At 45.8% G+C, this 12,376-nt stretch carries 9 protein-coding genes; 6 read left to right on the top strand and 3 right to left on the bottom strand.

Annotation, left to right across the window (positions count from 1 at the left end):
• Positions 1 to 6 precede the first annotated feature (6 nt).
• The gene (gene torA, locus OCU35_RS05160) at positions 7 to 2,472 is read left to right on the top strand and encodes a trimethylamine-N-oxide reductase TorA (RefSeq protein ID WP_261825771.1); all 2,466 of its coding nucleotides are present in this window, start codon (positions 7 to 9) and stop codon (positions 2,470 to 2,472) included.
• 432 nt (positions 2,473 to 2,904) lie between these two features.
• Here torA and OCU35_RS05165 read toward each other — a convergent pair whose 3' ends face one another.
• On the bottom strand, positions 2,905 to 3,900 hold the full coding sequence (locus tag OCU35_RS05165; protein ID WP_017027649.1) for a ligand-gated ion channel: 996 nt from the start codon (positions 3,898 to 3,900) through the stop codon (positions 2,905 to 2,907).
• 61 nt (positions 3,901 to 3,961) lie between these two features.
• On the bottom strand, positions 3,962 to 4,687 hold the full coding sequence (gene cmoA / locus OCU35_RS05170) for a carboxy-S-adenosyl-L-methionine synthase CmoA (protein ID WP_017027648.1): 726 nt from the start codon (positions 4,685 to 4,687) through the stop codon (positions 3,962 to 3,964).
• Between the two features lie 267 nt (positions 4,688 to 4,954).
• On the opposite strand from cmoA, the gene aspS reads away from it, so the two are divergent.
• Together aspS and ruvC are read left to right on the top strand one after the other, a co-directional pair.
• The gene (gene aspS, locus OCU35_RS05175) at positions 4,955 to 6,730 is read left to right on the top strand and encodes an aspartate--tRNA ligase (RefSeq protein ID WP_261825772.1); all 1,776 of its coding nucleotides are present in this window, start codon (positions 4,955 to 4,957) and stop codon (positions 6,728 to 6,730) included.
• A 71-nt stretch (positions 6,731 to 6,801) separates the two neighbouring features.
• Positions 6,802 to 7,323 (top strand): crossover junction endodeoxyribonuclease RuvC, encoded by a 522-nt coding sequence (ruvC, locus tag OCU35_RS05180; RefSeq protein WP_017027646.1) that lies wholly within the window; start codon positions 6,802 to 6,804, stop codon positions 7,321 to 7,323.
• Positions 7,324 to 7,402: 79 nt separating this feature from the next.
• On the opposite strand, the gene OCU35_RS05185 is transcribed toward ruvC, so the two are convergent.
• Positions 7,403 to 8,574, bottom strand: a protein-coding gene (locus tag OCU35_RS05185) for an IS3 family transposase (RefSeq protein WP_261825059.1) whose coding sequence is annotated in 2 segments (ribosomal slippage) — positions 7,403 to 8,304 and positions 8,304 to 8,574 — 1,173 coding nt in all. Because the reading frame shifts where the segments join, the coding sequence is not laid out codon by codon here.
• A 129-nt stretch (positions 8,575 to 8,703) separates the two neighbouring features.
• Here OCU35_RS05185 and OCU35_RS05190 point away from each other — a divergent pair.
• From OCU35_RS05190 to ruvB, 3 genes are all read left to right on the top strand, one after another.
• Positions 8,704 to 10,107: an IS4 family transposase gene (locus OCU35_RS05190; protein ID WP_261825357.1), complete on the top strand. Its 1,404-nt coding sequence runs from the start codon at positions 8,704 to 8,706 to the stop codon at positions 10,105 to 10,107.
• A 512-nt stretch (positions 10,108 to 10,619) separates the two neighbouring features.
• Positions 10,620 to 11,234 (top strand): Holliday junction branch migration protein RuvA, encoded by a 615-nt coding sequence (ruvA, locus tag OCU35_RS05195; protein WP_017027645.1) that lies wholly within the window; start codon positions 10,620 to 10,622, stop codon positions 11,232 to 11,234.
• Positions 11,235 to 11,237: 3 nt separating this feature from the next.
• The gene (gene ruvB / locus OCU35_RS05200; protein WP_017027644.1) at positions 11,238 to 12,248 is read left to right on the top strand and encodes a Holliday junction branch migration DNA helicase RuvB; all 1,011 of its coding nucleotides are present in this window, start codon (positions 11,238 to 11,240) and stop codon (positions 12,246 to 12,248) included.
• The last annotated feature ends 128 nt before the right edge of the window (positions 12,249 to 12,376 follow it).

A 12,376-nucleotide genomic window follows, 5' to 3' on the forward strand; every position in this document is an offset into this window, starting at 1 on the left:
GAAATAATGTCATTATCAAGAAGAAGCTTTCTGAAAGGTTTAGGTGCATCAGGCGCTGCAGCATCGGTGATCGGGCCAAGCTTATTAGTATCAAGCTCAGCTAGCGCCGCTTCAGAAACAGAAGGTGTGTGGAAGACTTCGGGTTCTCACTGGGGCGCGTTTCGCGCTCGAGTGTGGGCCGGTAAGGTTCAAGAGATAAAACCGTTAGAAGTGGATAAATACCCCACCGAGATGCTGAACGGCATCAAGGGGATTATCTATAGCCCATCGCGTATCCGCTACCCTATGGTTCGCTTAGATTGGTTGAAGAAGCACAAGTACGCCACAGATACCCGTGGTAACAACCGCTTTGTTCGCGTTACTTGGGATGAGGCGCTTGATCTCTTCTATCGAGAGCTTGAGCGTATTCAAAAAGACTACGGCCCTTGGGCACTGCATGCGGGGCAAACAGGTTGGCGTCAAACCGGCCAAATGCACAGCTGTAACAACCATATGCAGCGCGCTATCGGCTTGCACGGCTACTCGGTGAAGAAGGTAGGGGATTACTCTACCGGTGCAGGTCAAACCATATTGCCATATGTGCTGGGCTCTACCGAGGTGTACGCACAAGGTACGTCTTGGGAGCTTATCTTAGAGAACAGTGACAACATCATTATCTGGGCAAACGACCCAGTTAAGAACCTTCAGGTAGGTTGGACGTGTGAAACTCATGAGTCGTTTGAGTATCTTGAGCAACTGAAAGAGAAAGTCGCTAAGAAAGAGATCAATGTGATCTCAGTGGATCCGGTTAAGAACAAGACACAGCAATACCTTGGCAATGATCACTTGTATGTGAATCCACAAACTGACGTGGCCTTCATGCTAGGCATGGCGCATACCCTGTATACAGAAGATCTGTACGATAAGAAATTTATCGAGCTGTACTGTCTTGGCTTCAAAGAGTTCGTTCCTTATATAATGGGTGAAACCAAAGATAAGGTAGAAAAAACGCCGGAATGGGCTGCGGAAATCTGTGGCGTTCCAGCGGATAAGATTCGTGAATTTGCGCGCATGCTAGTAAGCGGTCGCACTCAGATCTTGTTTGGTTGGTGTATACAGCGTCAAGAGCACGGTGAACAGCCGTACTGGATGGGTGCTGTACTCGCCTCTATGATTGGCCAAATTGGCTTGCCGGGCGGTGGTGTTTCTTATGGTCACCATTACTCTGGTATCGGGGTCTCCTCTACAGGCTTCGGTGCGCCAGGTTCATATCCGCTGAATATCGATACTGGCCAAGAGCCTAAGTACACCAACAAGGACTACAACGGTTACAGCAGCGTTATTCCTGTGGCTCGTTGGATTGATTGTCTCCTAGAGCCGGGTAAGAAAATTCAGGCGAATGGCAGTGAAGTCACCCTTCCTGCCTACAAAATGATGGTCATTAGTGGCAACAACCCTTGGCATCATCACCAAGATCGCAACAACATGAAGAAGGCGTTCAAAAACCTTCAAACCATGGTGACTATCGATTTTGCTTGGACTGCTACGTGCCGTTTCTCAGATATCGTTTTGCCTGCGTGTACTCAGTTTGAGCGTAACGATATTGATGGCTATGGCGCATACTCAGGTCGTGGTCTGGTGGCGATGCATAAGCTAGTCGACCCGCTGTTCCAGTCTAAAACTGACTTTGACATCATGACTGAGCTTACCGCTCGCTGGGGACGTGAAAAAGACTACACTCGCGGCATGTCTGAAATGGAATGGGTGAAGAGCCTATACGATGGCTGTAAGGCATCTAACCCTAAGTTTAACCTGCCTGAATTTGAAGAGTTCTGGGAGAAAGGCTTCCTAGACTTTGGCAAGGGTCAACCTTGGACGCGCCACGCAGATTTCCGTGAAGATCCAGAGATCAGTGCCCTAGGTACTCCATCTGGCTTTATCGAGATCACCAGCCGTACTATCGGACGTTACGGTTATGAGCACTGCCAAGAGCACCCAATGTGGTTTGAGAAATCAGAGCGCTCTCATGGTGGGCCTGGTTCAGATAAACATCCGTTCTGGCTACAGTCTTGTCACCCAGATAAACGTCTTCACTCACAAATGTGTGAATCTGAAGAGTTCCGAGCAACTTATGCCGTTCAGGGACGCGAGCCGTGTTATCTAAACCCTAAAGATGCCAAAGCAAAAGGCATTAAAGATGGCGATTTGATTCGCGTATTTAACGATCGCGGACAGCTTGTTGCCGGCGCAGTAGTGAGTGATCACTACCCTGAAGGTGTGATTCGAATTGAAGAGGGCGCGTGGTACGGACCTCTCAATGAGAAAATAGGCGCAATAGATACCTATGGCGATCCCAATACCCTAACTCAAGACATCCCATCATCAGAGCTGGCACAAGCAACATCCGCCAATACCTGTTTGGTGAATATTGAGAAATTCAAGGGTGAGGTACCACCGGTTACCGCCTTTGGGGGACCACTAGAGGTTTCTTAACCTCTTTTATGATTGAAATGAAAACCACCGATGACACTCGGTGGTTTTTTTGTATCTGTTGATTCTGAACACTGACTCAGTATGTTGGTTCTAGCGTGATTGATACGAGGCCAAACTGCGAACAAAAAAAAAGCCGACCACGAAAAAACGTGCGATCGGCTTGTATTCTTGTGAACAAAAAACTACGTTCACTAACAACGTCAGTTGGCTAGGTGATCCTTGGCTTAAAAGGATCACTGTCACTAATGCACTATGCGTGCCAACTTTTAAAATTATTTATTAAACCTTTGTTATATAAGGATTATACTTAAAAATTTAACTTGTTTTGCAAATTGCATTTTCAAAATGCAACGAATTTTAGGTTTTTGCATATGTGTGTTTGTGCATATTTTAGGCATATAGTTTGGAAGCACCCGCAATCATATACAGATATTAAACAAAGAACCTAAAGACTAAGGTTTCAAGTGCGACAATCCCGAATAGAGCAGGGAAGGTAATTCTAGAAATGATATCTAACCTGTGGGCTAGCGCTAACTTGCCTTCCTTGGCTAAGGCAGACGTTGCAATGCATTGCAGCAGACTGGCGAACACCAAAATAGTCGATGCCAAGATGAAATAATCTAAGCTGGTTAAATAAGGCAGACGAGGCAAGATGGTGTCCGCTGAAAAACGATAAGCAATCAAGGTTAACATTGAGGTTATCGCAATACCTACGTTACTGGCGACATTGAGTGGATCCATCCAAAACACTGCCCAAGACATGGCCACAATCAAAGCTAAGGGTAGGATCATTTTCAGGATGTAATAACTGCTGAGTCGTTCTGCAACAAAGCCATAATTGATGCCCGCGACATTGATGGTGTCATTTTGATAAGGGCGATAGGCTTTTGTTTCAGCAAACCAGTCCAGAATACGCCAGTCCGCAAGGGACAAGCTGCTAGCGATCCCTGAGAACTCTTCAATATCAATCATCTCAATTTCAGTTGGATTGTATCCAGGGGCAACCAGATGGAAATTGAAATCTTGTATATCAAAAGGGAAACGGTTTAGGCGCATGGCTTGCGAATAACTGCCCCAGCTGGCCACCAAGAAGGATACTTGACCCTCAGGGGTAATAGTGACGCTGTCTTTATTGTGAAAGAAGATCTTTTGCTGACTGACGATCTGAAACTGAGGGTGCCAAACCTCATCTAAGTCTTTTGTAATGGGCTCTGGGCCGGGGTGAGCTTCGCGGCTGTCTAGCCAACTTAAGCGATAAAAAAGGCGAATATCAAAACTTTGTGACGAGGTATCAATACCATCTACGTCAGCAACAAATAGCGCAGTGTTTATTTTTAGGGGCAGATCACCGGGCGGTAAGCCCTTTGAGGCGAGGGTAGTAGGAACTATACAAAATAGCGCTAATATAAAAATTCCAATCGTTCGCATCGGCAGTCGCTCCATCAACTTGATCTTCAAATTATAGAGCGATTACCGTGTAACGTCGGATTTACTTTATAGCGAACATAGAACCAAAGTTAAAGCACTGGAACCAAACCTCACTGCTACTAAAGCCAATGTCAGCAAATCTTTGTTTGTGAGTCTCAATCTTGTCAGGAAGCATCACGTTCTCAATAGCACTGCGTTTCTGGCTAATTTCTAGCTCGCTGTATCCATTGGCGCGTTTAAAATCGTGATGTAAATCGATAAGCAGCTCATGGGAGGTTTGATCCTCAAAGATGAACTTCTCAGAAAGGATTAAGATGCCGCCCGGCAGCAGTCCCTTGTAGATCTTTTCAAGCAGCGCCTGACGGTCGTCTGGAGATAAAAACTGCAGTGTGAAGTTCAAGACCACAACAGAGGCGTTTTCAATGACGATTTCTCGGATATCAGCTTCGCGTACATCGACAGGAGTCTTAGCTTTATAGGCATTGATGTGCAGCTTACAACGCTCCACCATTGCCGAAGAGTTATCTACCGCGATGATATTGCAGTTATCTGTGGTGATGTTACGACGCATAGATAAGGTGGCGGCGCCAAGAGAGCAGCCAAGGTCATAGAGATTCGACCCTTCTGTGGCAAAACGCTCAGCTAACATGCCAATCGCCGATATGATATTGCTGTATCCAGGTACAGAACGCTGAATCATATCTGGGAACACTTCTGCTACGCGTTCATCGAAGGTAAAGTCGCCAATCTTTTCAATTGGAGCGGAAAAAATCTTATCTGTGCTCATCGGGATCTTGGTGTGTAAGTAATAACATGCGTAAGTTTAGAGAAAAGGCACCGAGCTGTCATTAATCTAGCTCAATTGCGTTAAAGCTTGTTGTTTTTGCCTTTGTTTGCTCAAAAACAGAGCAAAGCCCACCTTTCATGCAGAAAAAGTTGCTTTGCCTGTCGATTTTAAGGCTATTTCCGAGTATAAATATCGGTTAATTGCGTCGAGATCTTATTGTCTCGACAGAAACTTATTAGTTATTAGAAAAGAGTCGGGAAATTCAATATGCGTAGCCATTATTGTGGTCAACTGAACAAGTCCCTAGCAGGACAAACTGTAGAACTTTGCGGTTGGGTAAACCGTCGCCGTGATCTAGGCGGCCTTATTTTTATCGATATGCGAGATCGTGAAGGTATCGTTCAAGTAGTTGTTGACCCAGATATGGCAGAAGCTACTGCTGTAGCAAACGAATTACGTAACGAATTCTGCATTAAGCTAACCGGTGAAGTTCGCGTTCGTCCTGACAGCCAAGTAAACAACGACATGGCGACCGGTGAAGTTGAAATCATCGCTAAAGGCCTAGAAATCATCAACCGTTCAGACGTGTTGCCACTGGATTTCAACCAAAACAACTCTGAAGAGCAGCGTCTTAAGTATCGTTACATCGATCTACGTCGCCCTGAGATGAGTGACCGTATTAAGCTTCGTGCTAAAGCGTCAAGCTTTGTGCGTCGTTTCCTGGATGACAACGACTTCCTAGATATCGAAACACCTGTTCTGACTAAAGCCACGCCAGAAGGTGCACGTGATTACTTGGTACCAAGCCGTGTTCACAAAGGCAACTTCTATGCGCTTCCACAGTCTCCTCAGTTGTTCAAACAGCTGCTGATGATGTCTGGCTTTGATCGTTACTACCAAATCGTTAAGTGTTTCCGTGATGAAGATTTGCGTGCGGACCGTCAACCTGAATTTACTCAGATTGATATTGAAACCTCATTCATGTCTGCAGACCAAGTGCGTGCAACCACAGAGAAAATGGTTCACGACATGTGGCAAGAGCTACTGAACGTTGACCTTGGTGAATTCCCAGTAATGCCATTTGCTGAAGCTATTCGTCGCTTTGGTTCTGATAAGCCAGATCTACGTAACCCTCTTGAGCTTGTTGATGTTGCTGACATTCTTAAAGATGTTGAATTCAAGGTATTCGCTGGCCCTGCAAACGACGAGAAAGGTCGTGTAGCAGTACTTCGCGTACCAGGCGGCGCTAAGCTGACTCGTAAGCAAATCGATGGCTACGCTGAGTTCGTTGGTATCTACGGTGCGAAAGGCTTGGCGTGGATGAAGGTGAACGACCGTGCTGCAGGCATGGAAGGTATCCAATCTCCAGTGGCTAAATTCCTAAATGGGGAAGTGATCAACGGTATTCTTGAGCGCACTGGCGCTGAGAGTGGCGATATCATCCTATTTGGTGCTGATAAAGTGAACGTTGTTTCTGAAGCGATGGGCGCACTGCGTCTTAAAGTCGGTACTGATCTAGAGCTAACTGACCTAGCAGCTTGGAAACCTCTTTGGGTTGTTGACTTCCCAATGTTTGAAGAAGACGGTGAAGGCAACCTGCACGCAATGCACCACCCATTCACTTCTCCTCTTGGCGTAACGGCAGAAGAGCTAAAAGCGAACCCTGCGGCTGCAAACTCTAATGCATACGACATGGTTATCAACGGCTACGAAGTGGGCGGCGGTTCTGTACGTATCCACAATGCAGAGATGCAAGCAGCAGTGTTTGACATCCTAGGCATTGATGCACAAGAGCAACAGCTTAAGTTTGGTTTCCTACTAGAAGCCCTTAAGTACGGCACGCCTCCACACGCTGGTTTAGCATTCGGTCTTGACCGTCTAGTGATGTTGTTATGTGGTACAGAGAACATCCGTGACGTGATTGCATTCCCGAAAACCACCAATGCATCTTGTCTACTAACAGACGCACCTAGCCTTGCGAACCCAGCAGCGCTAGAAGAGCTTTCTATTGCAGTGAAAATTGCGAAAAAAGAAAGCGAATAACATTCGCGTCTAACTAGTCTAAACTCCCGCTTATATCGCGGGAGTTTTTGTTTGAGGGATAGAAAACATCAATGACGATTATTTTAGGAATAGACCCAGGCTCTAGAATTACTGGGTATGGGGTTATTCGTCAAAATGGTAGGCACTTATATTACCTAGGCAGCGGCTGTATCCGAATGTCGGAAAAAGAACTGCCGGGTAGGCTAAAGCAAATTTATGCAGGGGTGAGCGAAATCATCACTCAGTTCCAGCCAGACGTGTTTGCTATCGAGCAAGTCTTCATGTCGAAAAACGCCGACTCTGCCTTAAAGCTAGGACAGGCGAGGGGCAGTGCCATTGTTGCTGCAGTAAATGCTGACCTAGAAGTTCATGAGTATGCCGCGAGACTGATCAAACAAGCGGTAGTAGGTAATGGCGGTGCTGACAAAGCCCAAGTGCAGCACATGGTTCAACAAATGCTAAAACTACCCGCAAAACCACAGGCCGACGCCGCCGATGCATTAGGCGTCGCAATATGCCACGCCAACACCAACAAAACGCTGGTGGCATTGGCGGGGAAAGCGACCTCGGCTAGGCGTGGAAGGTATCGATGAAAGCTGTCAGTTATTAGCTGTCAGCTGTCAGCTGCAAGCTTCAAGATTGATATGACCCCGTAAAAGTAGACACGGGGCTTTACTTTACTAGCTCGAAATCATTGGGACTAACTCCATCGAGTGTCCCATGTTTTCTCACTGAATTATAATAATTAACAATATAAAGTCGACTTTGAGTGATCATTTGCTGGCGAGATATCTCTCCAAGGTTACTCATCCACTCTTTTTTGTACTGGGCGAAGAAGCTCTCTGTACACGCATTATCCCAGCAGTTTCCTTTTCTTGACATACTAACGGTAATGTTGCGTCTATAGTGCCAAAGTAAGGTGCATTCAGCGGTATATTGTGTTCCTTGATCCGAGTGAAACAATAGCTTTTCACCATTTGGTTTCCTCGCTTCCCATGCTCGATTTAGTGTCTTTATGACCAAGTCAGCATTATTAATTTTGCTTGTTCCCCAACCAACCACCTTTCTTGAATACAAATCGAGAACTACACATAAATACTGCCAACCATCTCGGCACCTAACTTGAGTGATATCAGATGTCCAAACACGATTGGGCTCTGCGACTTTGAACTTTCTGTTAAGTATATTAAGGGCAGTAATCTTACTCGACCTATTAGCTGCGCGACCAAAACTGCGTTTACAAGCCGTAGAGCGGTATCCCATAGCTTGTAGCAAGCGCTGAACCTTAGCTTTGCTACACACAAAACTATTCTCTACCGCCAACTTCCACAACTTCCTGTAGCCGGGAATGCAGTGTTGCTTGTCACTAGTAACCTTAAGGAACTCAGACAGAGAGCGGTTCTTTACAGAGCGTTCGCTAGGCTCACTGTTCAGCCATTTATAGTAGCCTGCACGAGACACCTCAAAGAGTTCACACAGCCATTTAATTGGCCGTTTAGCACTATGGTGCTTAGCGATAAACTCAAACTTTATTCTTTTCGACTGTCGAAGTAAGCCTTCGCCTTTTTTAACATATCATTCTCCATTTCAGCCCTTTCAAGTTGTTGTTTAAGACGAGCGATTTCTCGTTCTAACTCAACCAAAGAGTGCTCTGGACCTTCGTTTCTTAAAGGGTTTGAAGTTTTCTTAGATGATGTCAATTCTTGTCTCCATTTACTTAAAACAGCGGGATGAATTCCTAGCGATATTGCGACAGATTTTACTGTATCTGGAGACCTCAGGGATTTTTGAACAGCGTTTCTTTTAAACTCGTCTGAAAATATTCTTCTTGGTTTTATTTGCATGACACCTAATACCTTAAATTAGGTGTCTACTTTATCGAGGTCGTATCAGCCTGACTTTCATACACAAGTCTTGTTATCTAATCTCAGTGTGATCTAATACTTCCTTTAGCTTATTAGGTCACACTTTCTATGTTTACTTCCAACTCTGAACACTGGGCTGAATTTATTTTTGGTCGCGCACAGCTTGGCGATCCTCGTCGCACCAACCGCCTGGTTAAAGTAGCCAGTGATCTAGCTAAAAACGCCGGTAAATCGGTGAGCCGCTCTTGTGACGACCCTGCCAGTATCGAAGGTGCTTACCGCTTCATTCGAAACGATAGTATCAGCCCTGAAGCCATTGCTGAGGCTGGATACATTCAAACTGACGAGTTAGTTCGTCAGCGCCCTTTAGTCTTAGCACTCCAAGATACTACTGGTCTGAGCTACCGCCATTCTGTTTGTGAAGAACTTGGCGAAGTCAATTCAGGGAGCGACAGACGCCACAGCAATAAAGGGCGAACACTCTATGCTCATTCTACATTGATGTTGGATGCTCAGAGCGAACAAGTACTGGGTTTGGCTTATCAACACTATTGGTACCGAGAGAGTAAGCAAGTACAACAAACCCACCAGTTACAATGCAGAGAGCGTAGTGAAAAAGAGAGTTATAAATGGCAGCATAATGTTGAACAACTTTCATCACGACTTGAAACGCTCGACAATGTCATTGATGTTTGTGATCGTGAAGCGGATATGTACGAATATCTAGACTATCAAATCAACCAGGGTCACCGCTTTGTCGTACGAGCAAGTGATAATCGACGCTTAGTCGGCTTTGATGAAAAGCTTTTTACAGTGCTCGATGCCCTTGAACCAAGCGCTCACTACACCATAGATATTCAACAAAAAGGTGGACGTCGAGCGCGAACCGCAACGATAGCATTGAGCCATACATCGGTGACGTTGCAAAAGCCTCAACGCGCTAAAGCAGAAGCCACTATCACTGTAAATGCCGTGGTCTGCCAAGAAGTCGAACCCAACGGCGAAAAAGGTAAATTACGCTGGGTACTTTATACGACCGAACCAGTGACAACTCCCGAAGAAGCTCGTCAAATAGCTCGCTACTACGAACTAAGGTGGCGCATAGAGGAGTTTCATAAAATCTGGAAATCAGAAGGTACACAAGTAGAAAGATTGCGTATGCAAAGTCGTGATAATTTACGTCGTGTAGCCGTTATTCAAGCCTTTATCGCAGTACGTTTATTTCAGTTACGGGAACTGACGCAAAACAAGGAAGAGGCGAAGAATATTCCATGCACGGTTTATTTCAGTAACGTCAGTTGGAAAATACTATGGAAAGCGGCGCACAAAACTAAGCCAATACCAACAGAGCCCCCTTCACTGCATTGGGGATATTACGCCCTCGCCAAGTTAGGTCGCTGGCATGATAGTAAACGGAATGGTCGTGTGGGAGTTGTAGCATTATGGGATGGCTGGTTACAGCTAATGCAACTAGTCGAATCCTATGAAATGCTCAAAGGACTCGACTTGTGATCAAGAGACAGGCTAGAAGCTTGAAGCTTGAAGCTCGAAGCTTGATCTACCTCCGTCATTGCCGAGGTCTCTTATCGGCAATCTTTGAGTGAGTTCGTTCTTAGATTCCCGATAAGAGACCTCGGGAATGACGATTTTTATAGTATTCAGCCCTCAGTATTCAACACAACCACCGTCGTCCCCGAGCGTTTTTATCGGGGACCTGAAGGTTTGGCGTCCCTCGCTAATCATTGCTAGAATGACGGTTTTACAGCTGTCAGCCGTATGCGTTCAGCCATCAGTCTTCATTTCAAACACCGTCATTGCCGAGGTCTTTTATCGGCAATCTGAAAGTCACTGCGTTCCCAGATTCCCGCTAAAGACATGCGGGAATGACGTTTCTCCGGTTGTTTTCTGTCAGCTGAAAGCTTAAAGCTGACAGCTCACCCCCCGCTATTTGTCCGGAGTACTGGCTATCCGTCCAGTTATTTATTATCATCAATAACATTGTAAACAGTGATTGGAAATAGACAGTGATTGGACGCTTACGTGGAACCCTTATCGAAAAACAGCCCCCAGAGCTTTTAATTGAAGTGGGTGGGATTGGCTATGAAGTACAAATGCCGATGAGCTGTTTTTATGAGCTGCCGGAAATTGGCCAAGAAGCGATTATTTATACTCACTTCGTGGTGCGAGAAGACGCGCAGCTTTTGTATGGTTTCAACAGCGTGAATGAGCGTGCTCTATTCCGTGAAGTGATTAAAGCTAATGGTGTGGGTCCTAAACTTGGGCTGGGTATCTTATCAGGTATGACGGCGGGTCAGTTTGTTAGCTGTGTTGAGAACGAAGACATCTCTACTCTGGTTAAACTGCCGGGTGTGGGTAAGAAAACAGCCGAGCGTTTGGTCGTTGAGATGAAAGACCGTCTTAAAGGCTGGGGTGCGGGCGACCTATTTACGCCGGCCACTGACGCTGCGCCAATGGATAAAGGTCTGTCTAGCGACGAAAGCGCCATTGATGAAGCAGTGAGTGCACTACTGGCATTGGGCTACAAACCGCAATTGGCATCCAAAGCGATTTCGCAGATTGCCAAGCCTGATATGACCAGCGAATCCCTGATCAAAGAAGCTCTGCGAGCGATGGTATAATAGATGATTGAAGCTGACCGACTCATTGCACCGGAAAATCCTACCTTTAGAGACGAAGAAGCGATAGATCGCGCCATTCGTCCTAAAAAGCTTGAAGATTATCGAGGCCAAGACCACGTGCGTGGTCAGATGGAGATTTTCATCAAAGCGGCTCAAATGCGCAATGAAGCTTTGGATCACCTGCTTATCTTCGGGCCTCCTGGCTTGGGTAAAACCACACTTGCTAACATTGTGGCCAATGAGATGGGCGTTAACATCCGCACCACTTCAGGTCCAGTGTTAGAGAAAGCCGGTGATTTGGCGGCGCTTCTAACTAACCTAGAAGAAAACGATGTGTTGTTTATTGATGAAATACACCGTTTGAGTCCTATGGTCGAAGAGGTCCTCTATCCTGCGATGGAAGATTATCAGTTAGACATCATGATAGGCGAGGGCCCAGCGGCACGTTCTATCAAGATTGACCTTCCACCCTTCACCTTGATTGGCGCAACCACACGAGCAGGTTCGTTAACCTCGCCACTGCGCGATCGATTCGGTATTACTCAGCGTCTTGAATACTACAAGATTGAAGATCTGCAGCACATTGTTCAGCGCAGTGCCGATTGCTTGAATTTGTCGATGGAAGAAGAGGGTGCTCTTGAAGTTGCAAGGCGTGCTCGTGGTACTCCGCGTATCGCTAACCGTTTACTAAGGCGTGTACGAGATTATGCCGAAGTGAAGGGTGATGGGCATATCGATTCGGGTATCGCAGACAAAGCCTTGGACATGTTAGATGTCGATAGCCTTGGCTTTGATTACATGGACCGCAAATTGTTGCTGGCCATTATTGAGAAGTTTAATGGTGGTCCAGTAGGGCTCGATAATATGGCAGCCGCTATCGGTGAAGAAAAAGATACTATTGAAGATGTATTAGAGCCTTATTTAATTCAGCAGGGTTATCTACAAAGAACACCTCGAGGTCGAATTGTTACAGATCGTGCCTACTTACATTTTGGATTTGATCTAAAAGATTGACGAATAGTTATGGGGCTGTAATGCCCCTTTTATTTGTCAGACAATAACCCTTCCAAACTCATAACCTTGGTTACATATTCACCTCTTACCGCTCAATAAATGACCCATCTCAATTCACTATTCTTGAT

This window comes from Vibrio breoganii (assembly GCF_024346795.1).
Taxonomy (GTDB): domain Bacteria; phylum Pseudomonadota; class Gammaproteobacteria; order Enterobacterales; family Vibrionaceae; genus Vibrio; species Vibrio breoganii.